Below are 26,041 nucleotides of genomic sequence, written 5' to 3' on the forward strand. Positions count from 1 at the left end.
GTCGAAAAAAAAAGGGCATCATCCTGGCGGCGTAATGGCTTACACCTGCTTGTTCAGCAGCGCCATGAAACGGTCGATCTCATCTTCGTTGTTGAGCAGGCCGGGGGCGGTTCGAATCACCGGGCCGACATCGCGGTGCACGGCGTCCACCACGGCCCGCTGGGCCATCAGGCGCGCTGCGATCTCATCGCTTTTGCGGCCCTTGACCCGAAAAAACGTGAAGCCGGCGGAGTGCTCGGGGCTCAGCGGCGTGACCAGTTCAACGGCCGGCAGCTCTTGCAAACGGTGCTTGATATAGTCGTTGAGCTGGTGAATGCGTGCCTGCACCTGGGGTTTTCCAAGCCCCAGGTGCAGTTTGAAGGCCTCGTCCAGTGCCCAGCGATGTTCGAAGGCGTGATAGCCGCCAGGGGACATTGAGGTGGCAAAGTTGGTGTCTTCGGAAAAGGTCGGCTCACTGGGCGTCACGTACTTTGCCTCCTCCCAGCGTGAACAGACGATGCCGGTGCCGCGGGGCCCGAACATCCACTTGTGGGTACCTGCGATAAAAAAGTCGCAGTTCATGGCGTTGAAGCTCAGGTCTTCGACGCCAAACCCATGGACGCCATCCACCACATAGAGAATGCGGTCCTTGTCGTCGCGGTTGCGGTTATGTTCATCCACCAGGGCACCGATTTCGGCAAGTGGCAGTTTCACCCCGCTGCCTGATTGCACCCAGGTCATGCCCAGCACGCGGGTGTTAGGGCGGATGTTGCTGGCGATCGAGGCAATGACCTCGTCGGTGGACACTTGGTGAGGGTCCTTGAACAACCTGATCTTGCGCACCGCTGTGCCTTCCTTTTGGGTGCGAAATTCCAAAATGCTCTGTGTGCAGAAATGCTCGTGTTCGGTAGTGAGGATCTCTTGGTCGGCGCGTACGTGAATCCCGCCATAGATCATCGCCAGGCCCTGGGTGGTGCTGCCGGTCAGGGCGATTTGCCCGGGCCTGGCCCCCAGGTACTGTCCGGCCCAATGCCGAACCTGGGCTTCGCGTTTCCAGGTTTCCTCGAGGTCCCAGTCCATCGCCAGGCCCGGGTTGCGGTCCAGGTCGGCACGGTGCCGCGCGATCGCATCGCGTACCGGGGTGGGATGGGAGGTGATCAGGAAGTTCGAGAAGTGCAGGTAATCCGGGTCCAGCAGGAACAGCTGGCGCAGTTGGCTCCAGCGGTCGTGTCCGGTGGACGCAGGGCTGGCGGCCGGGGCGCCCTGGTTGGCCTGGGCAAGGGTGCAGCCCAAAGGCAGTGCAGCAGCGATCAGGCCGGCCTGTTTCAGAAAGCGACGACGGTCATTCATGATCAATGGCTTATCCCGGCAATGGGGCTGGCGGGTTTGGCTGCTTTTTGCACCTGGTCCCACACCCGCAGGAAGTTGCCGCCCCACAATTTGGCAACGTCCGCTTCCGAATAGCCGCGCTGGAGCAGTTCGGCGGTGACATTTCGAGCCTCACTGACATCCTTCCAGCCCTTGATGCCGCCGCCGTCATTGAAGTCGGACGCGATGCCGACGTGGTCAATGCCGATCTTGCGGACGGTGTAATCGATGGCGTCGCCAAGGTCCTTGAGGCTTGCCTTCGGTTCTTCGTCCAGGATCGCGTACAGCGCCTGGGCATACTGGCCGAACTTCTGTTCAGGCCAGGCAGCAATGATCGGGTCGCCGGGCATCAGGGCCACGGCCTGGTTGGGCAGCGGTGGCAGGTCGAAGCGGGCGCGCAGGGCGTTGAGCTTGTCCTGGGTGGCCTGGGTCAATGGGCGTAGATAGGCAGAAAAGCCCACCACCTGGACCACGCCGCCACTGTTTTTGATCAGTTGCAGCTCCTTGTCACTGAGGTTGCGCGGGATGTCCACCATGGCCCGTGGGGCCGAGTGCGAGGCCACCATGGGGGTGCGGCTCAACTGAGCGACTTGCATCAGGGCCTTGGTCGACATTTGCGACACATCGATGATCACACCCAGGTCGTTTAGGCGGTGTACGGCCTGCTTGCCGATGTCGGAAAGCCCTTCAAGGGCGTCCGGCGAGTCGTTGAAAAAGGGCAGCGGGCGGGAGGAGTCGGACCAGTCGTTATTGCCGACGTAACTGAACCCGAACATGCGCATGCCCCTGGCTGCCCACTGATCCAGCAGGTCGAGGTCATGGCCCAAGGGGTAGGCATTGAGCATGCTGATGAAAATCGCGAACTTGCCCTCGCCATGCAGGCGCCGCATGTCATCCGGGGTGTAGGCGATCGCCACCTGGTTTGGGTAATCGCGCACCATGGCGCTGATGATCTTGTAGCGAACTTCCTGCTGGTTGCGGGCCTCTTCGACGAAGCCGGCGGTTGGTTTGTGGGGCGCGTTGGGGCCGTTCCACAACTCTGGCCAACCGAAAATCGTCAGGGCCGCCGCCGAGAGTCTTCCGCGTGCGGCCTTGGCCAGGTCGAATTCGCCAGGACCGTCCTTGTCGGCTTCGTGCCCTTCGGTGCCAAAGTCGAGAGGCACCGTGATATGGCTGTCGAAGGAAATGATCCGGTCCTGCAGCTCGTCAGCCTGCTTCATCAGTTTGAGGGGGTAGCCCGGGCCGGTTCCAAAACCGTATTCCCACGCCAGGAAACCTGCGCCGGCACTGATCGCCAATACCAGGGGCAGGCCGATGAACAGGGCTTTTTTCGAACGTCGTTTTATCATTGCCATCTCTGTCAGGTTCGCGGTCAAGGTCCAGGCACAGGGGGCCTTTGCTATCAGGGAAGAACGAGTGGCCCGGGCAGAAATTTAGCTCGGGCGCATCGGCGCGCGCGTGAACGGTAAATTTGCCCGGCGGCTAAACGTTTTAGCTTGGATAAGGCCTGCTCCATGGCTGAAACAGGTAGGGCAATGACGATTTCGCGGCGGGGATTTATTGCAGGTCTGGCGGTGACGGGTGCAGCAGTGCCGGCGGCTTACTATGCACATCGGCATTTGACCCGGGAGGAAGAACCCATCACGCCCGGCGAGGCGACAGTCGAGTTGGCGGATGCCCCTGGCCAGCACCTGGCCAATCAGTTGCGTGGCATCTGGGACATTCGTTTCGACGGCGCGGATGCCGGGCTGCAGGGGTTGCCCCTGGAAGGCCTGGAGCTGTTTCTTGATGTTGCCCCGCGTGGCCGAGGCCTGAGCGGCTGGCTGGATACTGCCGAGGTCTTGCGCAGCGGTGCAACGCCGCGCTACCAGGTGCGTGGTGAGCTGGCCGAGCCGGGCGCGCCTGAACTGTACTGGCGACTCCTGCGTACCGAGGCCGGGGTACCCGTGCCGGTCTATGAGTTGAGCGTGAAACACGACGAGGTGTGGGCCGAGTTCGGCAATGCGGGCAGCGGTACCCTCAGCGGGCACATCGCGCCACTGGATCGGCCGCTGTCCTTGCCGGCACTGGCCAATCGTTTTGTCGCCACCAAGCGGCTGTTCCCCGAGGCGCGCCAGCGCATTGGTTTGAACCCGCCCCTGCTCGCCTGGCTGGTTTCGCCCGAACATCGCCTGTTCCATCAGCTCTGGCATGCGTCCCGGGACAAGTGGCACACCCTGCCTGAAGACAAACGCAATGCGTTGCGCGGTATCGGCTGGCAGCCTGGTCCCCGCGACACCGAGCGCGACGCCCGGGGCGTGCACAAGGACCGTAACGGCTCAGGTGTCGACTTCTTTTTCATGCACCGGCACATGCTGAGTACGGCGAGGTCCATGCAGGACTTGCCGTCGTGGCCGTGCTTTCCCACGCCACAGCCAGAGCTGGACCGCGACCGTGAAGGCTTTGCGCGTTACTTTGATAATCATGATGGCTTCGCCTTGCCGCCGACCTGGACGGCCCCCGGGGATGCAGCGTTCACCCGCTGGATCAGTGATATCAAGCAGGCGGATACCTTTCACGGCAATTTCCAGGTCTGGGAATCGCGGTACACCGACCCTCGTTACCTGTCGCGACTGACCCTGGGTCAGTTCGGTTCTGAAATCGAATTGGGCTTGCACGACTGGCTGCACATGCGCTGGGCCTCGGTGCCGCGTGATCCTTCCAATGGCGCACCCGTGCCATTGGCGCGTGAACTGGACGACTTCTCACCGCGTTGGTACGCCGCCGAAAATGACTTTCTGGGTGATCCGTTCTCGTCCCACGTCAATCCGGTGTTCTGGCATTTTCATGGCTGGATCGACGACCGTATTGAAGACTGGTTCCGGGCTCACGAGCGCTTTCACCCGGGAGAAGTCAGCCGCTTGCACGTCAATGGTGTGCCCTGGTTTGCGCCGGGACGCTGGGTGGAAGTCGACGACCCGTGGCTGGGCCCGGTGACGCACGGGTGCAGCACGACGCCAGGGTTGCAAGTGGGAAAGTCGATGGAGATGGACCCGGAAACCATGAAGCTTGCGCTGCGTATCACCTTCAGCGCCGACGAAGACAAACTCGCACAGCTGTTTCGCAAGGTGCCTCGCCGTCCGTGGTACGCGCGCCACTTGAAGATCCTTTAGGTCAGCAGGCTCGCGCAGGTCTGGCAGGTCTCAGCGTACCTGCCAGCCGCCACCGAGTGCCTTGTACAGGGCGATGCTGGCCGTCAGCCGTGACTGGCGCAGTTGCACGTTCAGGTCCTGAGCGGCATACAACGTGCGCTGGGTTTCGAGCACTGTAAGCAGGTCCTCGGCCCCGGCCTGATAGCGGCTCTGGGCAATCTGGAAGGCGGTCTGGGCCTGTCGCAACTCCTCGTCCTGCCATTGGCGTTGTTCGTCCAGTCCGCGAATGTTGCTCAAGGCCTTTTCCACGTCGGCAAAGCCGTTGATGATCGCGCCACGATAGGTTTGCAGCAGCTCCTCCTGGCGCGCGCTGGCCTTGTCGCGCTCGGCACTGAGGCGTCCATTGTTGAAGATCGGGGCAATCAGGCCGCCCGTGAGGTTGTAAAACGGACTGCGCAGGATGTCGGCGGCTCGGTCGGCACCCGAGCCCAGGTTGGCGGTGAGGGTCACACTGGGCAGCATGGCAGCGCGTGCGACGGTGACATTGGCCTGGGCCGCTGCCAGTCGCGCCTCGGCGCTGGCGATGTCCGGGCGTCGGCTCAACAGTTCGCTGGGAACACCGGCCGCGATGTCTGGCCAGGTCAGTTGATTGAAGGGTTGCGGGTCCAGGGTCAGCGTCTGGACCGGCTGGCCCAGCAAGACGGCAAGGCTGACCCGGGCTTCCTGCGCTTGCTGGCGCACCAGCGGCAGTTGTCGCTGCTGGGTAGCCACCAGGCTCTTTTGCTGCGCCAACTCCAGGGCCGTTGCAGACCCCGAGTCATAGCGGGTCTGCACCAGCGCCAGTACGTCTTGTGCATTGGCCAGGTTGAGTTCGGCAATATGCAACTGTTCGCCGAGTGCCAGCACTTGGGTGTAAAGGGTGGCGACGCCACTGAGCAGGGTCAGTTCCACGGTGGCCTGGTCAAACTCGCTGGCGCGCACCTCTTGTAAGGCGCTGTCACGGGCAGCGCGCTTGCCCCCCCAGAAGTCGATCTCATAGGTGGCGGTCAGGCTGGCGTCGAAGTAATCCACGGCCCTGTCATCGCTGTCGGCGCTCAGTTGGCTGTAGCCCTTGCCATGCAACAGTTTCTGGCGGCTGGCGTTCAGCCCACCCTTGAGTTCGGGCAGCAACGGTGCGCCTGCGATTACGGCGCTGGCCTGGGCCTGGCGCACGCGGGCGGTGGCGCTCGCCAGGTCGTAGCTGCCGGTTCGCGCCTGCTCGATCAGGCGGTTGAGCTGTGGGCTGGTGAAGCTCATCCACCATTGCCGGTTGTCGCGTACCCGGCTGTCGGCGGCTTCGTTCCAGGCAACGGGTGCTTGCAAGCCACTGTCCGGGCGTGGTGCAGGGTTGCTGCAGGCCGCGAGCAGCAGGCTGGCGGCGAGGAGCGTCAAGTGTGCTTTCATAGGGCGTTCATTCACTGGTAAGGGCCGTGACCGGGTCAAGTCGAGCCGCCTTGCGGGCCGGCATGAAGCCGAAGATGACGCCGGTGACGAGGGCGCAGGCGAAGGCGCCGACAGCCGACACCAGCGAGAAGGCGACTGCCACGTCGCTGAGGATCAGCACGCCGCCGACCAGCAGCGCCAGTCCAATCCCGGTTATGCCCCCGACCACCGACAGCATCACTGCCTCGGTCAGAAACTGGCGCAAAATATCGCGTTGGCGTGCACCGGTAGCCATGCGGATGCCAATTTCACGGGTACGTTCGCGCACCGTCATCAGCATGATATTCATCACGCCGATCCCACCGACCAGCAGCGAAATCGCGGCAATTGCGCCGAGCATCAATGACAGGGTGTTCTGGGTCCTGGCTTCGGCCTGGATCATCGCGGCATTGTTGGTCAGGTGAAAATCACGCTTGCCGTTGTGCAGCCGCACCAGTAGCTGGTCAATCGCCTGCTCCGCTTCCTTGACCATCCGCGCGTCGCTCGCGGCGATCACTACGTACTCGGGGTTGTAGCTGCCGAACAGTCGAATGCTGGCGGCGGAGTAGGGAATGGCGATGCGGTCGTCGCTGTCCTTGTCGCCGGAGCTGGCACCTTTCTCGGCAAGCACGCCCACTACCTGGAAGGGTACGTTTTCAATCAGGATGTACTGCCCGATGGGGTTGCGGGCGTCACCGAACAATTTGTCACGGACCTTTTTGCCGATGACCGCCACGGTGGCGGCGGCGTGCTCATCCGCCTCGGTAAAGTAACTGCCCTCGACCACTGGCCAGTTGAAAATCGCCGGGAAGTTGGTGTCGTTGCCGCCGACATAGGCCATATGGTCAACGTTGCCAAACCGTACACCGGCTTCGGCGCCATTGACTGGCATGATGCGTTTGACCTGAGGCAGTGAGGCGAGGGCGGCGACATCGCCAAGGGTGATGATGCCAGGCGGGGTGCGCGGGTTGGGCGCCGCTCCGCTGACATACAAAATGTTCGAGCCAAAGGCGCCCATCTGTGCCATTACCTGGCGCTTGCTGCCTTCGCCTACCGCCAGCATCACGACCACCGAGGCCACACCGATCACGATGCCCAGCAGGGTCAGTGCGGTGCGAAAGCGGTTGATCCACATCACGCGCCAGGCCGCTTGCACGGCGTCCAGCAGTTCGGCCTTCCACGCACCGTTGTGCTCGGCGCCGCTGGCCAGCCGCTGGCGCAGGTCTACCGCTTGCAAGGCGCCCGAGGTGAGCGCGGGCTTGGTGTGCGAGGTGTCGGCGCTGTCGCTGATGATCAGCCCGTCGCGGATTTCGATGATGCGATTGGCCCGTGCCGCCACTTCACGATCGTGGGTGATGAGGATAACCACATGGCCCTGGCTGGCGAGCTCGTCCAGCAGGGTCATGACCTCGGCGCCGCTGTGGCTGTCGAGGGCGCCGGTGGGTTCGTCGGCGAGGATGATATGGCCGCCGTTCATCAGTGCCCGGGCGATGGATACCCTTTGCTGCTGGCCGCCCGACAGCTGATGAGGGCGGTTTCCTGTGCGCTCTGCCAGCCCCAGCCGGGTGAGCAGGGCGCTGGCGCGGGCGTGGCGTTCAGCGGCGCTGATGCCAGCATAAATCGCCGGCATTTCGACGTTCTCCTGGGCTGATCCTGAGGGAATCAGGTGGTAGCCCTGGAATACGAAACCAAAGGCTTCACGGCGCAGCCAGGCGAGTTCGTCACTGCCCAGGTGGGCGACGTTTTCCCCGGCAAACAGGTAGTCGCCAGCGGTGGGGCGGTCGAGGCAGCCGAGGATGTTCATCAGTGTGGATTTGCCGGAGCCGGAGGCGCCGACAATCGCCACGAATTCACCGGCGTGGATCGACAGGTCGATCCCTCGCAGCACGTCGACTTGCGGGCTGTCGCCGCCACCGTAGGATTTGCGGATGTCCTTGAGTTCGATCAGAGGGGGCAACATTCAACCTCCGCTGCCATCAGCGGGGCCGATAAGCAGGTGGTCACCTTCATTGAGGCCGTCGAGGATCTGCACCCGCAGGCGGTCGCTGATGCCGACTCGCACTTCGCGCTCCTGGATGCTGCCATCCCTGGTCACGACCCGGGCGAGCTGCCTGTCAGCGTGGGCGCCTACCTGCAGTGCGGCAACGGGCGCGGTCAGCACGTCGCTGGCCTGGCTGGCGACAAAAAATACCTGGGCGGTCATTTCGGCCATCAACGTGTTATCGGCGTTGTCCACATCCAGCAACACGGTGTAGAGCACCACGCGACCACTGCCACTCTTGCTCGAACTGCTCGGGCTGCCGCCACCCTGGCTGGTTTCGTTGAGTGGTTTGGGCGGCACCGGCAGGATCTGCCGCACCGTGCTGGTCCAGCGCCGGTTGCCGCCGCTGAGGGTGGTGAAGTAGGCCGTCATGCCCGGCTTGACGTGGCCAATATCGGCTTCCGAGACTTCGGCCCAGACGGTCATTGGCGATAGCCTGGCAATCCGCAGGATCAGTGGCGTCTGTTGTTGTGCGTTGAGGGTCTGGCCTTCGCGCGCATCAAGGGCGACCACGGTGCCGGACATAGGCGCGTAAATGCGTGTATAGCCCAGTTCGGCCTGGTCGCTGCGCAGGCTGGCCTGGGCCTGGCGAATCTGTGCCTGGAACATGTCGATGCGCGCCTGGGTGGCGTCGAGCTCCGCCTGGGCTGTTTGTACGTCTTCTTCGCGGGTCGCACCGCCGGCTGCCAGTCGCTGCTGGCGCTGGTACTTCTGCCGGGCCAGTTGATGTTGTGCGCGCTGCTCCTGCAATTGCGCTTGCAGGTTTTCCACGGAGAAGCGGCTGGCGTCGAGCTTGGCTTGCTGGGTGGATGGGTCGATCTCCACCAGCAGGTCGCCTTCCTTGACTTGGGCGCCGGCTTCAACATGAATCTTGCGGATCTGCCCGGAGGCCTGGGCGCCGACGTCGACATAGCGCCGGGGCTGCAAGGTACCGAGGGCGGTGACGCTGCTTTCGATATCGCCGCGGCGCACTTCAAGAGTGGCGAATTTGTCGCGCCCGGGCGGTATGAATTGCCAGGCAGCGACGGCCATCATCGGGATCAGGCAAAGTGCCACAACCAGGGCGCGCCGGGTTTGTCGGGGACGGTTCATGCAGGGTTCCAGCCAGGGACGGTCGGGCTGCCACTCACTCGGGTCGCCTCAGGACACAAGCCTGGGGCCGCCGATCAAGCAACAGGTGCGGGAAGCTGCAAGGTAAACGAGGAATTTGCCCGGAAATTTAGGCTGTTACATATGCGGTTACAGGTGCTGGAGATAAATTATTGGGTCGTTTATGCAAGTCTTGTTTAAAACTAGATGAGAATTACTATAAATTACACATGCCTCAAACTGCCATCATCGTGCTGCATCACCGAATCGGCCGTTATCTTCGTACTCAAAGGACCTAATGCCGCCCCCAGGCGGCCGGGAGTCATGTTGGAAAACTACTATCGCGAGCTGGTGTGTTTCCTCAACGCCAAGCTGGGCAACCGCCAGGTGGCCGAAGATGTGGTGCATGACGCTTATGTGCGGGTGCTGGGGCGCGCCAGTGAGGTTCCGATCGAGCAGCCCCGGGCGTTTCTCTATCGCACGGCGCTGAACCTGGTGATCGACGGTCATCGACGCAACGCTCTGCGCCAGGATGAACCTCTGGAAGTACTCGACAGCGAGGAGCGCTTTGCGCTTTCTTCGCCCCATCACTGCCTGGACCACGACCAGCGCCTGGAGATGCTGGAGCGCGCGCTGGCGGAGTTGCCGGCGCTCTGCCGCGACAGCTTCCTGCTGCGCAAGATCGATGGTCTGTCCCACCTGCAAATCGCCGGGCGCCTGGGTATTTCCCGCGCGCTGGTGGAAAAACACATCGTCAATGCCATGAAGCATTGCCGAGCGCGCATGCGTGAGTGGGATGCGCACTGATTCCAGCGCCAGCTAAATTTTTTTTCATTGTCCTCGTCTCCTATCAACACACGACCTGTTGCTGTGCCTTCAGGTCTCTGAGGCTTTCCCGCCCCACTGCCACGGGGCTTATCCAGAGGACACTGGAATGACACAGGCAATTGCATCGCCCGCCGTTCACGACCTGATCGGTATCGGGTTCGGCCCCTCGAACCTGGCGCTGGCCATCGCCCTGCAGGAACGCGAGAAAGCCCAGGGCAAGCTGGACGTGCTGTTTCTCGACAAGCAGGCCGACTACCGCTGGCATGGCAACACCCTGGTGACCCAGAGCGAATTGCAGATTTCCTTCCTCAAGGACCTGGTGACCCTGCGCAACCCCACCAGCCCGTATTCCTTCGTCAATTACCTGAAAGCCCACGGCCGCCTGGTGGATTTCATCAACCTGGGCACCTTCTATCCGTGCCGCATGGAGTACAACGACTACCTGCGCTGGGTTTCCGGGCAGTTCCAGGCGCAGAGCCGTTATGGTGAGGAAGTGCTGGCCATCGAGCCGATCCTGCATCAGCAGCAGGTCGAGGCGCTGCGGGTGATTTCCCGGGATGGGCAGGGCGAGCAGCATGTGCGCACCACCCGTTCGGTGGTGGTCAGCGCCGGCGGCACGCCGCGCATTCCCGAGTCCTTCAAGGCGCTCAAGGAGGACGGGCGGGTGTTCCATCATTCCCAGTACCTGGAGCGCATGGCCCAGCAGCCGTGTGTGGACGGCAAGCCGATGCGCATTGCGATCATCGGCGGCGGCCAGAGCGCGGCTGAGGCCTTTATCGACCTGAACGACAGTTTCCCGTCGGTGCAGGTGGACATGATCCTGCGCGGCTCGGCCCTCAAGCCTGCGGACGACAGCCCGTTCGTCAACGAAGTGTTCTCGCCGGAATTCACCGACCTGGTGTTCCAGCAGAACGGCAGCGAGCGCGAGCGCCTGGTCAACGAGTACCACAACACCAACTATTCGGTGGTGGACCTGGACCTGATCGAGCGCATCTACGGGATCTTCTACCGCCAGAAAGTCTCCGGCATTGCCCGTCACGCGTTCCGTACCCTGACCACCGTGGAAAAAGCCACGGCCGGGCCGCTGGGCGTCGAGTTGGCGTTGCGCAACAACGCCACTGGCGAGACCAGCCTCAACCACTACGACGCCGTGGTGCTGGCCACCGGTTACGAACGCCAGATGCACCGTCAGTTGCTGGCGCCGTTGGCCGACTATATGGGCGACTTCGAAGTCAGCCGCGACTATCGCATCGTCACCGACGAGCGCTGCAAGGCCGGCATCTACATGCAGGGCTTCAGCCAGGCCAGCCATGGCTTGAGCGACACCTTGCTGTCGATCTTGCCGATCCGTGCCGACGAGATTGCCGCGTCGCTGTACGAGCACGATCGCAACCGCGGCAAGAGCCGTTCGGTGCAGGACCTCTTACTGGCGACGGCTAGCTGAGGACCGCCCACTGCCCACTGTAGGAGCGAGCTTGCTCGCGAAGGTCGCCAACGATAACGCTGGCATCCTGATTCAACGCGGCGCTCTCAGGTTTTTCGCGAGCAAGCTCGCTCCTACAGACGGCACTGGAATTGGCGCGCAGCTGCTGATACTGTACAAAAAACCAGTATCGGTAGAAGCCCCATGCAGTTGATCGAAAAGCTCAGCATCCTCGCCGACGCCGCCAAGTACGACGCGTCCTGCGCCAGCAGCGGCGCGCCCAAGCGCAGCTCGGAGGGCAAGGCGGGGCTGGGTTCCACCGATGGCATGGGCATCTGCCACAGCTACACGCCCGACGGTCGCTGCGTATCCTTGCTCAAGGTATTGCTGACCAACTTCTGCCTCTACGACTGCCAATACTGCGTCAACCGCCGCTCCAGCGACGTGCCCCGTGCACGCTTCAGCCCGGAGGAGGTGGTGACCCTGACCCTCGATTTCTACCGGCGCAACTGCGTCAGCGGGCTGTTTCTCAGCTCCGGCATCATCCGTTCGGCCGACTACACCATGGAGCAGTTGGTGCGGGTGGCCAAACTGCTGCGCGAAGAGCATGACTTTCGCGGCTATATCCACCTCAAGACCATTCCCGAAGCTGACCCGGCGCTGATTGCCGAGGCGGGGCGCTATGCCGATCGCCTGAGCGTGAACATCGAGTTGCCCACCGACAAGAGCCTGCAGACCCTGGCGCCCGAGAAGCAGATTGTTTCGATCAAGCAGGCGATGCAAACCATCTACACCGGTGAACAGACCGTACTCAACGAACCCCGCGCACCACGTTTTGCGCCGGCGGGGCAGAGCACGCAGATGATCGTCGGCGCCGATGACACCGACGACAGCACCATCCTCCACAGCGCCGAGGCGTTGTACGGCAACTTCAAGTTACGCCGGGTGTATTACTCGGCGTTCAGCCCGATTCCCAATAGCCCCAAAAGCGTGCCCCTGGCCGCGCCACCGTTGATGCGCGAGCACCGCTTGTACCAGGCGGATTTCCTGCTGCGCAGCTACGGGTTCAGCGCCAATGAACTGTTCGAAGGGCCGGGTGACCTGGCCCTGGACATCGACCCGAAACTGGCCTGGGCTTTGGAGCACCGCGAGGTGTTCCCGCTGGACCTGAACCGCGCCGAGGCGACGCTGATTGCGCGTATACCCGGGATCGGCCTGCGCACCACCCAGCGGCTGGTGGACCTGCGCCGCCAGCGCAAGATCCGCTTCGAAGACCTGGCGCGCATGCGTTGCGTGCTGGCCAAGGCCAAGCCGTTTTTCATCACCAGCGACTACCACCCGCAGCAGGCGGAAAGCACCAGCGTGCTGCTGCGTGAGCAACTGCGGGATCGCCCGCAGCCGCAGCAGATGGGGCTGTGGGGATGATCAGCCTGGAGTGCGACAACCTGTTCGGCACCTGGCGCGAGCAGGCGCGCTGGTTGCTCAGCCATCAGATTGACCCAAGCCATGTGAGTTGGGGCGTGGCCGAGGTGGCGGACCTGTTTGCCACCGACGAGCAGTACCCGGCCGAGTGCGGGCCGTTCCAGGCGCGGATTCCCAAGGCGCTGCTGGAGCTGCTGGAGTCTGCCGCGTGTTATCACGGTGAGCAGCGCTGGAGCCTGCTGTATGAGGTGTTATGGCGCGTGAGCCATGGTGATCGCACGGCGATGATGTCGGGTGACAAGCTGGGCAGCGAGTTGCAGCGGCGGATCAAGCAGGTGCAGCGCGAGGCCCATCACCTGCATGCGTTTGTGCGGTTTATCGCATTGCCGGCGGGGGCGGGGGTGGAGTTGCCGGAGTATGTGGCCTGGCATGAGCCGGCTCACGATATCTTGAAGGTGGCCAGTCAGCATTTTGTCGGGCGCATGGGGCGCCATCGCTGGATGATCGCTACACCGCTGGATGGGGTTTATTACGATGGGAAGCAGTTGACTCACCAGCGGCAGTGCCCGGTGGAGTGGCAGCAACTGGCGCAGAATGTCGAGGATCCCCACAGTGCGATGTGGTTGACGTATTACAGCCATATCTTTAACCCGGCGCGGTTGAATCCCAAGGTGATGGAAGGGCATTTGCCGAGCCGGTTCTGGAAGAATCTGCCGGAGGGCAAGTTGATTCCGGGGTTGATCAGCGAGGCGCGTACGGGCAAGCAGCGGGATGGGCAGGCGAAGATGATTGGGGCCAGGCCGGGCAAGAGAATCTCAAGCGGGCACGGTTAATGTAGGAGCTGGCTTGCCAGCGATGCAGGCGGCTCGGTATTTCAGTTAGACCGAGGTGATGCTATCGCCGGCAAGCCAGCTCCTACAGTTGATCTTCGGTGTTTCGGGGAATGAGGTTCAGGCCAGTTCAGTCGCGGTGTTTTTTACGACCGCCAACTCCGGATGCGCCACCAATTTATCAATGTGCAATTCGTCGTTGTTCAACCAGGTTTCCGTCAGCACCCGATAGTGCTCCATGTCCCGGCAGCGCATGCGCAGGCTGTAGTCGAACGGCCCGCTGATCAACTGGCATTCGAACACTTGCGGGCAGGCTTTGACGCAGGCCTCGAAGGCCTTCTGCGCCGAGCGCCCGCTCTGGTTGGAGAGGGCCACCAGCACCAGCAGTGACAACCCCGGCGAAACCATCTGTACATCGATGATTGCCCCATACCCCCGGATCACCCCGCGTCGCTCCAGTTTACGCACCCGTTCCAGGCACGGCCTGGGCGTCAGGTGCACCAGCGACGAGAGTTTTTCGTAGGTGATGCGCCCCTGGTGCCGCAACACGTCGATGATGGCTTCATCGATGCGGTCCAGCACAGGGGAGGCGTTCGATCCGGTGGCCTTGGTATCCATGGTGTGTGGTGTTCACTTCAATCGGTTGGAAAGAAATTGCTGCAGGCGTTCGCTGTTCGGCTGGTCGAGGATTTCCGCTGCGCCTTGTTCCTCGACGCGCCCCTGGTGCAGAAACAGCACTTGGCTGGACACCTGCCGGGCAAAGCCCATTTCGTGGGTGACCATGAGCATGGTACGACCTTCCTCAGCCAACGTCTGTATGACTTTAAGGACTTCTCCTACAAGTTCAGGGTCGAGGGCCGAGGTGGGTTCGTCGAACAGAATGATCTCCGGTTCCATCGCCAGGGCCCGGGCGATGGCCACCCGCTGTTGCTGGCCGCCGGAAAGGAATGCCGGGTATTGGTCTGCCACCCGGCCCGGCAGGCCGACCTTGTCGAGGTACATCCGTGCGCGTTTTTCCGCCTCGGCGGCGCTCACCCCCAGCACCCGGCGCGGGGCCATGGTGATGTTTTCCAGCACGGTCATGTGGCTCCACAGGTTGAAGTGCTGGAACACCATGGCCAGGCGGGTGCGCAGGTTCTGCAGTTGCGCCTGGTGCGGCGCGCGGGTGCCGGCGCGGCCTTGCTGCATTTCGATGCTGATGCCGTCCAGGGTGATGACCCCGGCGTCCGGCTGTTCGAGGAAGTTGATGCAGCGCAGCATCGTGCTTTTGCCGGAGCCGCTGGCGCCGATCAGGCTGATCACGTCGCCATTGCGTGCGTTGAGGGAGACGCCCTTGAGCACCTCATGGTCGCCATAGCGTTTGTGCAGGCCTTCGACCTGGAGTTTGACGTTGGCGTTTTCGGCCACGGCCACCGGTTTGGAGGCAGGGCGTACATCGGTGGGATAAGCGGCCAGGGCCTGCGCGGACTGAGTCATGGGTTAGCCTCGGGTAGGAACAAGAAAACGCATCCAGCGACGTTCGGCCAGTCGAAACAGGCCCACCAGTGCAAAGGACAGCAGCATGTACAACAGGGCCGCGATGCCGAAGGCCTGGAACGTCAGGAACGTCTCGGCGTTGGCGTCGCGGGCCACCTTGAGGATGTCGGCGATGGTGGCGGTGAACGCCAGGGAGGTGGCGTGCAGCATCAGGATCATTTCGTTGCTGTAGGCCGGTAATGCGCGACGCAGCGCGGCGGGCACCACCACGAACAGGTTCAGGCGCCAGCCGTGCAGGCCGTAGGCCTTGGCCGCTTCAATCTCGCCGTGGGGGATGTTGCGAATCGCCCCGGCGAAGATTTCCACGGTGTAGGCGCAGGTGTTCAGCACAAACGCCAGCAGCGTGCAGTTCAGCGCATTGCGGAAAAACTGGTTGAGCAGGGCGTTGTCCTGCACCACGTCCAGGCCGTAGAGGCCGGTGTAGCAAATCAGCAACTGGATATACAGCGGCGTGCCGCGAAACAGGTAGGTGTAGACCTCAACCGGCCAGCGAATCCAGAAGTGCTCCGACACCCGCGCGATGGCCAGCGGGATCGACAGGAAGAAGCCCAGTACCACCGAGATAATGAACAACCACAGGGTCATGGCCACCCCGGAAAAGCCGTTGCCGTCGGTGAAGAGGTAGGCCAGGCCGTATTGCTGGATCAGTTCGATCATCGTGCCATCCCCTTGATGCCCACGTTGTAGCGCCGTTCCAGGCGCTTGAAGATGCGGTTGGAGAGGGTGGTGATCACCAGGTACACCAGGCCCGCGAGGATCAGGAAATACAGCGGGTCGTTGGTGGTCTTGCCGGCGTTCTGTGCGGCCTTGACCAGGTCCGACAGGCCGATGATCGACACCAGTGCCGTGGACTTGAGCAGCACCAGCCAGTTATTGCCCAGGCCCGGCAGGGCAAAGCGCATCAACTGCGGGAACAGCACCAGGCGAAAGCGCTGCCAGCGGCTCAGGCCGTAGGCGGTGGCGGCTTCCAACTGGCCGGCGGGCACGCTGAGGATCGCCCCGCGAAAGTTCTCGGTGAAATACGCCCCGTAAATAAATCCGAGGGTGATGACGCCGGCGGTGAACGGGTCGATTTCGAAGTAGGCCCAGCCGAGCATTTCGCTCAGGTCGTTCAGCCACAGTTGCAGGCTGTAGAAAATCAGCAGGATCAGCACCAGGTCCGGCACGCTGCGAATCAGCGTGGTGTAGAGCGTGGCCGGAACCCGCAGCAGCTTGACGCTGGAGAGCTTGGCGCCGGCGGCGATCAGGCCCAGGGACAGGCTCAGCACCAGCGCCAGGAACGCCAGCTTGACCGTCATCCAGGCACCCTGAGCCAGCAGCGGGCCGAAGCCTTGCAAGTTGAGGAATTCATTCATGGAGGGGAGATCTCTGTGGGGTGAAACAACGCATCTCTAACTACCCCCCCGTAGCAGCTGTCGAGCGCCAGCGAGGCTGCGTCAGGCGCGCCTCTGTACTTGGCTTGGCTCGAGGGCTGCAGTGCGGCCAACGCAGCCTCGCTGGCGCTCGACAGCTGCTACGGGGGGGGGCGTTGTTTTTACTCGTTGTAGATGTCCTGATCGCCGAAGTATTTCTTCTGGATCTGTGCGTAGGTGCCATCGGCCTGGACGGCGGCGATGCCTTTGTTGATCAGCTCCACCAGGTCCTTGTCGTTCTTGCGCAGGCCCATGGCGATGTCGAGCGGCAGGGTCGGGTCCTTGAACGCCGGGCCGGTCTTGAAGTCGGCTCCTTCAGGCTTGGACAGGAAGTTGAGCTGGGCTTCGAGCTTGTCGGTCAGGGTGGCGTCGAGGCGGCCGTTTTGCAGGTCGGCGTAGTTCTGTTCCTGAGACTGGTACGCCTTGATCTGCGCGCCAAGCTTGGCCAGGTGCGCACGGGCGTAGGCTTCCTGCAGCGAGCCTTGCAGTACGCCGACCTGTTTGCCTTTCAGGGACTCGGGGGTGTCGCCGAAGTCGGCGCTTTTGCGGGTGATCACCGAGGTCGGGCTGAGGAACAGGCGGTCGCTGAAGTCGATGACTTTCTGGCGGGCCGGGGTCACGGCCATGGAGGACATGATGGCGTCGAACTTGCGCGCGCGCAGGGCCGGGATCATGCCGTCGAATTCGTTGTGGACCCATACGCATTTGACTTCAAGCTTGGCGCAGATGGCGTTGCCCAGGTCGATGTCGAAGCCTTGCAGGCTGCCGTCGGCGGCGACCGATTCAAACGGTGGGTATTCGGGGAAGACCCCAAAGCGGATTTCTTTCCATTCCTGGGCCTGGGCAGCGGTGGCGGCCAATGGCAGGAGCAGCGCAGCGAAAAGTGATCGGAGCGGAGTCATGTGTATTCCCTATATTTTGTAATTGATGTCAGGGCAGTAGAAAGCTGAAAGCTAAGGCGAGCTGGCTTTTGTGGAGAGGGAGCAAGCTCCCTCTCCACATTGGGCTGTTTCTTGGCAGAGAGAATGCTTCAAGATGGTGCGTTTTTTGTGTCGTTTACCCCCGCTGCGGCGCGCGGAATGTGCTGTTAAAACGCGAGCGGCAGCGGAAACGGCTGCGACACCCGCTAAATCGGCTTGTCGATTGGTTTTTTCCGGCCTGCCCCTCACGCAAAGCGGCAGGCCAGAGCGGTCTCAGGCGCGCTTTTTCTGCTGTGCAGCCGGCGCTTGGGCCAGGCGGGCAAACAGGTCTTTGGGGTCGGCGAGGTCCGGCACCAGTTCCAGTTCGCTGCCCACGTCCAGCGCCTTGGCCACGTCCAGCACGTAACGCAGGGCGGAGTAGTCTTCGATGGCAAAACCCACCGAGTCGAACAGGGTGACCTGGCGCGCATTTTCGCGGCCCGGGGCCTGGCCGTTGATCACTTGCCACAGCTCGGTGACCGGCGAATCTTCCGGCATGTGCTGGATCTCGCCTTCAATGCGGCTTTGCGGTTCGTACTCGACGATCACCCGCGCACGTTCGACGATTCGTCGGTCCAGCTCGGTCTTGCCCGGGCAGTCGCCGCCCACGGCATTGAGGTGCATGCCCGGTTCGATCATCTCGTCCGTCAGGATGGTGGCGTAGGCCTTGTCGGCGGTCACGGTGGTGACGATGTCGGCACCTTTCACGGCTTCGGCCACGCTGCCGGCCAGGATCACCTTGATCGCCGGGAAGGCTTTCAGGTTGGCGGCCAGCTTGGCGGTGGCCTTGGCGTCGATGTCGAACAGGCGGATTTCATTGATGCCCAGCATCGCGTGGAAGGCCAGGGCCTGGAATTCGCTCTGGGAGCCGTTGCCGATCAGCGCCATGCTGCGGCTGTTGTCCCGGGCCAGGTAGCGCGCCACCAGGGCCGAGGTGGCGGCGGTGCGGATCGCGGTGGTCAGGGTCATTTCCGCCAGCAGCACCGGTTTGCCGGTGTCCACATCGCCCAGGGCGCCGAAGGCCATCACGGTGAGCATGCCGCTCTGGGTGTTTTTCGGGTGGCCGTTGACGTATTTGAAGGCGTAGAGCGACGCGTCGGACACCGGCATCAACTCGATCACGCCCTCGGGGGAATGGTTGGCCAGGCGCGCGCACTTTTCAAAGTCCTGCCAGCGCAGGTAGTCGGCGCGGATGTACTCGGCCATCTCGGTGATGCAGGTTTGCAGGCCTTTTTGCGAAACCAGGTAGCTCAAGTCGTTGACGTCGATATAGCGGGTCATGGGAAGACTCCTTATTGAAATGAGGGGCGGGCGGGCAGGTGCACTTCCGCCAACATGCAGCGGGCACTGCCGCCGCCGATGCGTTCGATGTTGTCGATGTTCACCACCACCGGCCGGGTATGGCGCTCCACGTGCCGGCGCTGGGCCGGCTTGAGCGAGCCCCAGGCGCTGGCCGACATCACCAGCAGCGGCTGGCCGTCGCGGTCGTGGACTTCCAGCATGTTGCCGGCGAAGGCTTCCAGCTGGTCGAAGTCCAGGGCAACGATGTCTTTGCCGGTGTCGCGCAGGGAGCGTTCCAGGGCCTGGCGCTCGTGGTCGTCGGGCAGGGCTTGCAGGCACACCACGGAAAGGTCACGGCCGACGCTCATCATCACGTTGCTGTGGTAGATCGGCGCTTGGTGGCGGTCGACGGCGTGGAACACGCACACCTGGTAGTCCAGGCGTTCGGCGAACTGGCGCAGGGCGTCCTGATGGGTACGCCCGGAATGGCAGGCGTAGCTGATGCGGTGCTGGCGGTCGAGGACCATGCTGCCGGTGCCTTCCAGGAACATGTTCTGTTGTTCGAGGTGGCTGAAGTCGATGGTGTTGTGGATCGCGAAGCGTTGCTCCAGCACTTGCAGCACGCCTTTGTCGCGTTCAAGTCGTCGGTTCTGGCCTTCCATCGGGTAGAGCACCAGGCTGCCGTCGGCGTGGCTGCTCCACCAGTTGTTGGGGAAGATTGAATCCGGGGTGTGGGGCGCGGGAGTGTCCTGGACCACCAGCACTTCAACGCCGTGATGGCGCAGGGTGTCGACGTAGCCGTCGAATTCTTCCAGCGCTTTCTGCTGTGCGGCCAACGGGTCGAGGGGCGCGCGCTGGAAGCGGTTGTTGATCGCGGTGTCCGGGTTGAAGGCGAAGTGCGCCGGGCGGATCATCAGGACGGTGTTGGTGGTTTGCATGGGTGCACGGGTCCATGGGGTGGGCAGTGAGGCTATTTTGTGCGGTGTGAAGGAAGAATCCCGGCTGAAGTGAGGGGGCGGCTCAGCCGGGAAAGCTGAAAAGTGGGGTGGGGCAGCCGAATCGGCTGTCGGGCGCGATTGAAGGAACAAAGCTGATCAACTGTGGGAGCTGGCTTGCCTGCGATAGCGGTCTGTCAGTCAATCAAGTATCGACTGACAGACCGCTATCGCAGGCAAGCCAGCTCCCACATTAGTATGGGGGGGCTGCAGGAATTGAGTCCGTCATTAAGGAGTGCCCATGCCCACTGAAGTCCGTCTCGCCCAAACCACCGATGCCGAGGGCATCAGCCAGGTCATCCTGGCGGCCCTGCATGACAGCAACGCGCGGGATTACCCGGCGGATGTGATTGCGCGGGTGGCGAGCAACTTTACCCCTGAGGCGGTGGTGGGATTGCTGGCGCGTCGAACGGTGTTGGTGGCCGTCCAGGGTGAGGTGATCGTTGCCACTGCCGCGCTGGATGCCAACGTGGTGCGCTCGGTGTTCGTCAATCCGGCGCTGCAAGGGCAGGGCATTGGGCGCTTGCTGATGATTGAGCTCGAGTTGCGCGCCCGGGAGGCAGGCGTGACGACGCTGCATGTGCCGTCTTCACTCACGGCCGAGCCGTTCTACACCAAGCTGGGTTTTCACACGGTGCGCGATGTCTACCATGGCAATGAGCGCACGCTGGTGATGGAGAAGGGGTTGTCGTCCCGCCATCCCATCGGCGGCTATCGCGACCGGGCGCATAGGGCACAGGTGGTGGCGCTGTGGCAGGCGGCGTTTGGTTATGACGCGGCGCACAACCTGCCGAACCTGGCGATCGACAAGAAGCTGGCGGTCAATGATGGGCTGTTTTTCGTGGCTACCGATAAGAAGGCGGTGATCGGCACCATCCTCGCCGGCTACGACGGGCATCGTGGCTGGCTGTATTCGGTGGCAGTGCATAACGACTATCGCCGTCAGGGCCTGGGCGCCTCGCTGGTGCGGCATGCGGAGCAGGCGTTGACTGCGTTGGGTTGCATGAAGATCAATTTGCAGATCACCAGCGGCAATGATGCGGTGATGGGGTTTTATGAGGCGCTGGGTTATGGCGCCGAGCCGCGGATCAGCATGGGCAAGAAGATTCTGGAAAATATCCCGGCGGGTAAGGTCTGAAGCCCGATTTTTCCAAATGCTGGAAACTAGATGTGGGAGCGGGCTTGCCTGCGATGGCGGTGGGTCAGTCAATAAACATGTCGACTGATACTCCGCTATCGCAGGCAAGCCAGCTCCCACATTGGTTTTGTGGTGTTGCTGGTGTTGCTGGTTTTGCGGTGTTGCTTAGACTTTGACGATCCAGCCTGCAGGCGCTTCGACGTCGCCGGATTGCACGCCAGTCAGCTCTTTGTAGAGCTTCTGGGTGACCGGGCCGACTTCTTTTTCGCTGTAGAACACGTGCAGTTTGTCTTTGTATTCGATGCCGCCGATCGGGGTGATCACGGCCGCGGTGCCGCAGGCGCCGGCTTCCTTGAAGTCCGACAACTTGTCGATCAGCACGTCGCCTTCAACCACTTCCAGGCCCAGGCGGGATTTGGCCAACTCGATCAGCGACAGGCGGGTGATGCCTGGCAACACCGACGGCGAGTTCGGGGTGACGAGCTTGTTGTCGTGGGTGATCCCGAAGAAGTTGGCCGAGCCGACTTCTTCGATTTTCGAATGGGTGGCCGGGTCGAGGTAGATGCAGTCGGCGAAGTTGGCTTTTTTGGCCAGGGAGCCGGGCATCAGGCTGGCGGCGTAGTTGCCACCGACCTTGGCCGCGCCGGTGCCGTTTGGCGCCGCACGGTCGTAACCGGAGATCAGGAAGTTGTGCGGGGTCAGGCCGCCCTTGAAGTAGGCGCCTACCGGGATGCAGAAGATCGAGAAGATGAACTCCGGCGCGGTACGCACGCCGATGTTGTCACCGGTGCCGATCACGAACGGGCGCAGGTACAGCGCGCCGCCGGTGCCGTACGGTGGGATGAAGCGTTCGTTGGCGCGGACGACTTCCTTGCAGGCTTCGATAAAGGCGTCGGTCGGCACTTGTGGCATCAGCAGGCGGCCACAGCTGCGCTGCATGCGCGCGGCGTTCTGGTCCGGGCGGAACAGGTTGATCGAGCCGTCCTTGCAGCGGTAGGCCTTGAGGCCTTCGAAGCATTGCTGGCCGTAGTGCAGGGCGGTGGAGCCCTCGCTGATGTGCAGCACGTTGTCGTCGGTCAGGGTGCCTTCTTGCCAGGCGCCGTCTTTCCAGGTCTGGAGGAAACGCTTGTCGGTCTTGATGTAGTCAAAACCCAGCTTGTCCCAATTGATGCTTTCGTTACCCATGACACCCTCTATCTTTGGTCAACCGCCTGGTCGAAGGCAGGCTTATGGTTTATTTCTGGATGGGCGCAACAATACTTCATTCTTGGCTTGTGTGGGAGCGGGGTAGGTGGACCATTCGACATCCTGGTTGGCCGATCCACCGTCATCGCGGGCAAGCCCGGCTCCCACATTCGACCGAGTTGCCCTGTCGAATGTCGATCCCTTGTGGGAGCTGGCTTGCCTGCGATGGCGCCACCGCGGTCTCAAAGGTGCAATGCATGCCCCAGGGCCCGCAGCGCCGCTTCCTGTACCGCTTCGCCGAGGGTCGGGTGGGCGTGGATGGTGCCCGCCACGTCTTCCAGGCGTGAGCCCATTTCCAGGCTCAGGCCGAAGGCCGTGGACAATTCCGAGACGCCAACGCCCACCGCCTGCCAGCCGACGATCAGGTGATTGTCGCGGCGCGCCACCACCCGAACGAAGCCGGTTTTCGACTCCAGGGTCATGGCCCGGCCATTGGCCGCGAACGGGAAGCTCGACACGATGCAGTCCAGCCCGGCGGCCTTGGCCTCGTCCGGGGTCTTGCCGACCACCACCAGTTCCGGGTCGGTGAAGCACACGGCCGGAATCGCTGCCGGGTTGAATTCGCGGGTTTTACCGCTGATCAGTTCGGCCACCATTTCACCCTGGGCCATGGCGCGGTGGGCGAGCATCGGTTCACCACTCAGGTCGCCGATCGCCCACACATTGCGCATGCTTGTCTGGCAACGGCTGTCGATTTTGATCGCAGAGCCGTTCATGTCCAGGTTCAGCGCTTCGAGGTTCCAGCCCTGGGTGTTGGGTTTGCGACCAACGGCAACCAATACCTGGTCGGTTTCCAGCGACAGCGTATCCCCGCTGGGGTCACGCACTTGCAGGGTGCTGTTCTCAAAGCCGGTGACGCTGTGCTTCAGGAATACCTTCACCCCGAGCTGTTTCAGGGACTCGGCCACCGGCTGGGTCAGTTCGGCGTCGTAGGCCGGCAGGATCCGGTCCTGCGCCTCCACCACGCTGACCTCGGCACCGAGCTTGCGATAGGCAATCCCCAGCTCCAGGCCAATATAGCCGCCACCCACCACGATCAGGCGTTTAGGGATGCGTTTCGGCGCCAGGGCTTCGGTGGAGGAGATGATCGGCCCGCCAATCGGCAGCATCGGCAGGTTGACGCTTTTCGAACCGGTGGCCAGCAGCAGGTGCTCGCACTGGATGCGCTGGTCGCCGACGTCGACGGTCTTGCCATCGACGACCTTGGCCCAGCCTTGAATGACCTGCACCTTGTGCTTTTTCAGCAGCGCCGCAACGCCGGTGGTCAGGCGGTCGACGATGCCGTCTTTCCATTCCACGCTTTTGCCGATATTCAGGGTCGGCACATCAACTTCGATGCCCAACGGTGAACCCAGGCTGTGGTGCACGGTTTGCTGGAATTGTTCGGCCACATGAATCAGCGCTTTCGAGGGAATGCAGCCGATGTTCAGGCAGGTGCCGCCCAGGGACTGGCCTTCCACGAGGATGGTCGGGATGCCCAGTTGGCCAGCGCGAATCGCCGCCACATAACCGCCAGGCCCGCCGCCGATAATCAGCAGCGTGGTGTGCAATGTTTGAGACATGGGTTACTCCAGGAACAGGCTGGCGGGTTGTTCGAGCAGGCCACGGATGGCCTGGATGAATTGCGCCGCGTCCATGCCATCGACCACCCGGTGATCGAAGGAGCTGGAGAGGTTCATCATCTTGCGAATCACGATCTGGCCCTTGATCACCATCGGCCGTTCGACAATCCGGTTGACCCCCACGATGGCCACTTCCGGCAGGTTCAGCACCGGCGTGCTGACAATCCCGCCCAAGGCGCCCAGGCTGGTCAGGGTAATGCTCGAACCCGACAGATCATCGCGGCTGGCTTTGCCAGTGCGCGCAGCATTCGCCAGACGATTGATTTCTTCTGCCGTGCCCCACAGGTTGCGGGCTTCGGCATGCCGCACCACCGGCACCATCAGGCCGACATCGCTCTGGGTGGCGACGCCCACATGCACCGCGCCGAGGCGGGTGATCACCTGGGCTTCGTCGTCATAACGCGCGTTGATCTGCGGGAAGTCCCGCAGCGCCACAACCATGGCCCGTACCAGGAACGGCAGCAGGGTCAGCTTGCCGCGGGTGGCGCCGTGCTTCTCGTTGAGGTGCACGCGTAACTCGTCGAGGGCGGTGACGTCGATCTCTTCCACATAGCTGAAATGCGCGGCGCGCCGGGTGGCGTCCTGCATGCGCTGGGCGATCTTGCGGCGCATGCCGATCACCGGGATTTGCTGTTCGTCGTTGCGTTCGGCGTAAGGGTTGGAGGCATTGGCATTTTGCGCCGGACCCTGGAGCAAGTAAGCGTCCAGATCTTCATGCAGAATCCGGCCGGCCGGGCCGGAACCCTGGACCAGTCGTAGCTGGATGCCAGCATCCAGCGCATGTTTGCGCACGGCCGGGGAGGCCAGTGGGCGGTCATCGACCTCGCGGGCCACGGGGGCTTGTGCAGCCGCCACCGCGGGCTTGGCTGCCGGCTTGGGCTCAACCACTGGCGCGGCCTTGGCTTCAACTTTCGCAGCAGGAGCGGGCGCGACGTCTTCAACCACCGCTGACAACGCCGACTCCCGGGTATTGCCGGCGCCTTCCACTTCAATGCTGATCAGGATACTGCCCACTGCCATGACTTCGCCGGGCTCGCCGCCGAGGGAAATCACCTTGCCGTGCACCGGCGAAGGAATGTCCACCATGGCCTTGTCGGTCATCACATCCGCCAGTACCTGGTCTTCTACCACCAGGTCGCCGACCTTGACGTGCCACACCGACAATTCAACTTCTGCGATGCCTTCGCCGATGTCCGGCATCTTGATAACGTGCGTGCCCATTCAGACCTCCATAACCCGATGCAAAGCCGCGCCCACTCGGGTCGGGCCAGGGAAATACGCCCACTCTTGCGCGTGCGGGTAGGGCGTATCCCAGCCGGTAACGCGCTCGATCGGCGCTTCCAGGTAGTGGAAGCAATGCTCCTGCACCAGCGCCACCAGCTCGGCGCCGAACCCGCAGGTACGGGTGGCTTCGTGAACGATCACGCAGCGACGGGTTTTCTTCACGGAGTTGACGATGGTTTCCAGGTCCAGCGGCCACAGGCTGCGCAGGTCGATGACTTCGGCATCGATGCCGGTTTCTTCAGCGGCGACTTGCGACACATACACCGTGGTGCCGTAGGTGAGAATGGTCACATCCTTGCCTGGGCGGGCGATGGCGGCCACATCCAGCGGCACGGTGTAATAACCGTCCGGCACTTGCGCTTGGGGGTGTTTCGACCACGGGGTTACCGGGCGGTCGTGGTGGCCGTCGAACGGGCCGTTATACAGGCGCTTGGGTTCGAGGAAGATCACCGGGTCATCGTTTTCGATGGAGGCGATCAGCAAGCCCTTGGCGTCGTAAGGGTTGGACGGCATCACTGTGCGCAGGCCGCAGACCTGGGTGAACACCGCTTCGATACTCTGGCTGTGGGTCTGGCCGCCGTAGATGCCGCCGCCGCAGGGCATGCGCATGGTCAACGGTGCGGTGAACTGGCCGGCCGAGCGATAACGCAGGCGGGCGGCTTCGGAAATGATCTGGTCGGTCGCCGGGTACACGTAGTCGGCGAACTGAATCTCGGCCACCGGCCGCAGGCCGTAGGCGCCCATGCCGACCGCCACGCCGACGATCCCGCTTTCGGAGATCGGTGCGTCGAACACCCGGGAGGTGCCGTACTTGTTCTGCAAGCCTTCGGTGCAACGGAACACGCCGCCGAAGTAACCGACGTCCTGGCCGAACACCACCACGTTGTCGTCTCGCTCAAGCATCACATCCATGGCCGAGCGCAAGGCTTGGATCATGGTCATGGTCGTGGTGGTCATGGCGGTTTCCAGCTGGATATTGTTGTTGTGATCGTTCATG

Annotated in this window: 22 protein-coding genes and 1 pseudogene; 7 read left to right on the forward strand and 16 right to left on the reverse strand. The window is 62.5% G+C overall.

Going from position 1 to position 26,041, the window contains the following annotated elements; translation table 11 throughout:
• Positions 1-39: 39 nt before the first annotated feature.
• Together M2400_RS25485 and pvdM are read right to left on the reverse strand one after the other, a co-directional pair.
• Positions 40-1,329, reverse strand: coding sequence for an aminotransferase class V-fold PLP-dependent enzyme (locus tag M2400_RS25485; RefSeq protein ID WP_177040826.1), 1,290 nt, complete (start codon positions 1,327-1,329; stop codon positions 40-42).
• Positions 1,330-1,331: 2 nt separating this feature from the next.
• Entirely contained in the window at positions 1,332-2,696 is a 1,365-nt protein-coding gene (gene pvdM, locus M2400_RS25490; protein WP_177121194.1) for a pyoverdine-tailoring dipeptidase-like protein PvdM, read from the reverse strand.
• 186 nt (positions 2,697-2,882) lie between these two features.
• Between pvdM and M2400_RS25495 the strand changes: the two genes are divergently transcribed.
• Complete coding sequence (locus M2400_RS25495; RefSeq protein WP_259198884.1) at positions 2,883-4,499, forward strand: twin-arginine translocation signal domain-containing protein; 1,617 nt, start codon at positions 2,883-2,885, stop codon at positions 4,497-4,499.
• A gap of 30 nt (positions 4,500-4,529) precedes the next feature.
• Here the strand turns inward: M2400_RS25495 and M2400_RS25500 are convergent, their stop codons facing one another.
• From M2400_RS25500 to M2400_RS25510, 3 genes are read right to left on the reverse strand one after another with little or no spacing between them, the layout of a single operon-like run.
• Positions 4,530-5,921: an efflux transporter outer membrane subunit gene (locus M2400_RS25500; protein ID WP_259198883.1), complete on the reverse strand. Its 1,392-nt coding sequence runs from the start codon at positions 5,919-5,921 to the stop codon at positions 4,530-4,532.
• Between the two features lie 7 nt (positions 5,922-5,928).
• Positions 5,929-7,899 (reverse strand): MacB family efflux pump subunit, encoded by a 1,971-nt coding sequence (locus M2400_RS25505; protein WP_259198882.1) that lies wholly within the window; start codon positions 7,897-7,899, stop codon positions 5,929-5,931.
• The gene (locus M2400_RS25510; RefSeq protein ID WP_177040836.1) at positions 7,900-9,072 is read right to left on the reverse strand and encodes an efflux RND transporter periplasmic adaptor subunit; all 1,173 of its coding nucleotides are present in this window, start codon (positions 9,070-9,072) and stop codon (positions 7,900-7,902) included. It abuts the gene before it with no gap.
• A gap of 321 nt (positions 9,073-9,393) precedes the next feature.
• Between M2400_RS25510 and M2400_RS25515 the strand changes: the two genes are divergently transcribed.
• From M2400_RS25515 to M2400_RS25535, 5 genes and pseudogenes are all read left to right on the forward strand, one after another.
• Positions 9,394-9,876: a sigma-70 family RNA polymerase sigma factor gene (locus M2400_RS25515; protein WP_177040838.1), complete on the forward strand. Its 483-nt coding sequence runs from the start codon at positions 9,394-9,396 to the stop codon at positions 9,874-9,876.
• Between the two features lie 127 nt (positions 9,877-10,003).
• On the forward strand, positions 10,004-11,341 hold the full coding sequence (locus M2400_RS25520; RefSeq protein WP_259198881.1) for a lysine N(6)-hydroxylase/L-ornithine N(5)-oxygenase family protein: 1,338 nt from the start codon (positions 10,004-10,006) through the stop codon (positions 11,339-11,341).
• Positions 11,342-11,372: 31 nt separating this feature from the next.
• A pseudogene (locus tag M2400_RS25525) lies at positions 11,373-11,459 on the forward strand (outer membrane lipoprotein carrier protein LolA); the annotation flags it as partial.
• A 65-nt stretch (positions 11,460-11,524) separates the two neighbouring features.
• A complete protein-coding gene (locus M2400_RS25530; RefSeq protein WP_259198880.1) occupies positions 11,525-12,745 on the forward strand; it encodes a putative DNA modification/repair radical SAM protein in 1,221 nt (406 codons plus the stop codon).
• The gene (locus M2400_RS25535; RefSeq protein WP_259198879.1) at positions 12,742-13,575 is read left to right on the forward strand and encodes a TIGR03915 family putative DNA repair protein; all 834 of its coding nucleotides are present in this window, start codon (positions 12,742-12,744) and stop codon (positions 13,573-13,575) included. Before M2400_RS25530 ends, M2400_RS25535 begins: the two co-directional genes overlap by 4 nt.
• Positions 13,576-13,692: 117 nt before the next feature.
• Here the strand turns inward: M2400_RS25535 and M2400_RS25540 are convergent, their stop codons facing one another.
• From M2400_RS25540 to ctlX, 7 genes are all read right to left on the reverse strand, one after another.
• On the reverse strand, positions 13,693-14,190 hold the full coding sequence (locus M2400_RS25540; protein WP_177040846.1) for an Lrp/AsnC family transcriptional regulator: 498 nt from the start codon (positions 14,188-14,190) through the stop codon (positions 13,693-13,695).
• Positions 14,191-14,202: 12 nt separating this feature from the next.
• Positions 14,203-15,048 (reverse strand): ABC transporter ATP-binding protein, encoded by an 846-nt coding sequence (locus M2400_RS25545; RefSeq protein WP_259198878.1) that lies wholly within the window; start codon positions 15,046-15,048, stop codon positions 14,203-14,205.
• A 3-nt stretch (positions 15,049-15,051) separates the two neighbouring features.
• The gene (locus tag M2400_RS25550) at positions 15,052-15,765 is read right to left on the reverse strand and encodes an ABC transporter permease (RefSeq protein WP_008434490.1); all 714 of its coding nucleotides are present in this window, start codon (positions 15,763-15,765) and stop codon (positions 15,052-15,054) included.
• Entirely contained in the window at positions 15,762-16,463 is a 702-nt protein-coding gene (locus M2400_RS25555) for an ABC transporter permease (RefSeq protein ID WP_010166737.1), read from the reverse strand. The genes M2400_RS25550 and M2400_RS25555 overlap by 4 nt, the downstream gene beginning before the upstream one ends.
• 179 nt (positions 16,464-16,642) lie before the next feature.
• A complete protein-coding gene (locus M2400_RS25560; RefSeq protein WP_010166754.1) occupies positions 16,643-17,422 on the reverse strand; it encodes an ABC transporter substrate-binding protein in 780 nt (259 codons plus the stop codon).
• 291 nt (positions 17,423-17,713) lie between these two features.
• Positions 17,714-18,760 (reverse strand): ornithine cyclodeaminase, encoded by a 1,047-nt coding sequence (locus M2400_RS25565; RefSeq protein WP_177071794.1) that lies wholly within the window; start codon positions 18,758-18,760, stop codon positions 17,714-17,716.
• A gap of 11 nt (positions 18,761-18,771) precedes the next feature.
• A complete protein-coding gene (gene ctlX, locus M2400_RS25570) occupies positions 18,772-19,698 on the reverse strand; it encodes a citrulline utilization hydrolase CtlX (RefSeq protein WP_259198877.1) in 927 nt (308 codons plus the stop codon).
• 298 nt (positions 19,699-19,996) lie between these two features.
• On the opposite strand from ctlX, the gene M2400_RS25575 reads away from it, so the two are divergent.
• Positions 19,997-20,893: a GNAT family acetyltransferase gene (locus tag M2400_RS25575; protein WP_177079844.1), complete on the forward strand. Its 897-nt coding sequence runs from the start codon at positions 19,997-19,999 to the stop codon at positions 20,891-20,893.
• Between the two features lie 165 nt (positions 20,894-21,058).
• Here the strand turns inward: M2400_RS25575 and M2400_RS25580 are convergent, their stop codons facing one another.
• The 4 genes from M2400_RS25580 to M2400_RS25595 form a co-directional block, all read right to left on the reverse strand.
• The gene (locus M2400_RS25580) at positions 21,059-22,078 is read right to left on the reverse strand and encodes a branched-chain amino acid aminotransferase (RefSeq protein ID WP_259198876.1); all 1,020 of its coding nucleotides are present in this window, start codon (positions 22,076-22,078) and stop codon (positions 21,059-21,061) included.
• Between the two features lie 242 nt (positions 22,079-22,320).
• Positions 22,321-23,700 (reverse strand): dihydrolipoyl dehydrogenase, encoded by a 1,380-nt coding sequence (lpdA, locus tag M2400_RS25585; protein ID WP_177121201.1) that lies wholly within the window; start codon positions 23,698-23,700, stop codon positions 22,321-22,323.
• Between the two features lie 3 nt (positions 23,701-23,703).
• Positions 23,704-24,981: a dihydrolipoamide acetyltransferase family protein gene (locus M2400_RS25590; RefSeq protein WP_259198875.1), complete on the reverse strand. Its 1,278-nt coding sequence runs from the start codon at positions 24,979-24,981 to the stop codon at positions 23,704-23,706.
• The gene (locus tag M2400_RS25595) at positions 24,982-26,040 is read right to left on the reverse strand and encodes an alpha-ketoacid dehydrogenase subunit beta (RefSeq protein ID WP_010166768.1); all 1,059 of its coding nucleotides are present in this window, start codon (positions 26,038-26,040) and stop codon (positions 24,982-24,984) included.
• Position 26,041: the final 1 nt, after the last annotated feature.

This window comes from Pseudomonas sp. BIGb0558, from assembly GCF_024807515.1.
GTDB classification, from domain to species: domain Bacteria; phylum Pseudomonadota; class Gammaproteobacteria; order Pseudomonadales; family Pseudomonadaceae; genus Aquipseudomonas; species Aquipseudomonas yamanorum_A.

Excerpts from the sequence above, each read along its gene's own strand:
- M2400_RS25575 (WP_177079844.1), top strand. The coding sequence starts at position 19,997 with ATGCCCACTGAAGTCCGTCTCGCCCAAACCACCGATGCCGAGGGCATC.
- M2400_RS25515 (WP_177040838.1), top strand. The coding sequence starts at position 9,394 with ATGTTGGAAAACTACTATCGCGAGCTGGTGTGTTTCCTCAACGCCAAG.
- M2400_RS25580 (WP_259198876.1), bottom strand. The coding sequence starts at position 22,078 with ATGGGTAACGAAAGCATCAATTGGGACAAGCTGGGTTTTGACTACATC.
- M2400_RS25530 (WP_259198880.1), top strand. The coding sequence starts at position 11,525 with ATGCAGTTGATCGAAAAGCTCAGCATCCTCGCCGACGCCGCCAAGTAC.
- ctlX (WP_259198877.1), bottom strand. The coding sequence starts at position 19,698 with ATGCAAACCACCAACACCGTCCTGATGATCCGCCCGGCGCACTTCGCC.
- lpdA (WP_177121201.1), bottom strand. The coding sequence starts at position 23,700 with ATGTCTCAAACATTGCACACCACGCTGCTGATTATCGGCGGCGGGCCT.
- M2400_RS25510 (WP_177040836.1), bottom strand. The coding sequence starts at position 9,072 with ATGAACCGTCCCCGACAAACCCGGCGCGCCCTGGTTGTGGCACTTTGC.
- M2400_RS25500 (WP_259198883.1), bottom strand. The coding sequence starts at position 5,921 with ATGAAAGCACACTTGACGCTCCTCGCCGCCAGCCTGCTGCTCGCGGCC.
- M2400_RS25560 (WP_010166754.1), bottom strand. The coding sequence starts at position 17,422 with ATGACTCCGCTCCGATCACTTTTCGCTGCGCTGCTCCTGCCATTGGCC.
- M2400_RS25520 (WP_259198881.1), top strand. The coding sequence starts at position 10,004 with ATGACACAGGCAATTGCATCGCCCGCCGTTCACGACCTGATCGGTATC.
- M2400_RS25535 (WP_259198879.1), top strand. The coding sequence starts at position 12,742 with ATGATCAGCCTGGAGTGCGACAACCTGTTCGGCACCTGGCGCGAGCAG.
- M2400_RS25555 (WP_010166737.1), bottom strand. The coding sequence starts at position 16,463 with ATGAATGAATTCCTCAACTTGCAAGGCTTCGGCCCGCTGCTGGCTCAG.
- M2400_RS25545 (WP_259198878.1), bottom strand. The coding sequence starts at position 15,048 with ATGACTCAGTCCGCGCAGGCCCTGGCCGCTTATCCCACCGATGTACGC.
- M2400_RS25495 (WP_259198884.1), top strand. The coding sequence starts at position 2,883 with ATGACGATTTCGCGGCGGGGATTTATTGCAGGTCTGGCGGTGACGGGT.
- M2400_RS25590 (WP_259198875.1), bottom strand. The coding sequence starts at position 24,981 with ATGGGCACGCACGTTATCAAGATGCCGGACATCGGCGAAGGCATCGCA.
- M2400_RS25505 (WP_259198882.1), bottom strand. The coding sequence starts at position 7,899 with ATGTTGCCCCCTCTGATCGAACTCAAGGACATCCGCAAATCCTACGGT.
- M2400_RS25540 (WP_177040846.1), bottom strand. The coding sequence starts at position 14,190 with ATGGATACCAAGGCCACCGGATCGAACGCCTCCCCTGTGCTGGACCGC.
- M2400_RS25595 (WP_010166768.1), bottom strand. The coding sequence starts at position 26,040 with ATGAACGATCACAACAACAATATCCAGCTGGAAACCGCCATGACCACC.
- pvdM (WP_177121194.1), bottom strand. The coding sequence starts at position 2,696 with ATGATAAAACGACGTTCGAAAAAAGCCCTGTTCATCGGCCTGCCCCTG.
- M2400_RS25485 (WP_177040826.1), bottom strand. The coding sequence starts at position 1,329 with ATGAATGACCGTCGTCGCTTTCTGAAACAGGCCGGCCTGATCGCTGCT.
- M2400_RS25565 (WP_177071794.1), bottom strand. The coding sequence starts at position 18,760 with ATGACCCGCTATATCGACGTCAACGACTTGAGCTACCTGGTTTCGCAA.
- M2400_RS25550 (WP_008434490.1), bottom strand. The coding sequence starts at position 15,765 with ATGATCGAACTGATCCAGCAATACGGCCTGGCCTACCTCTTCACCGAC.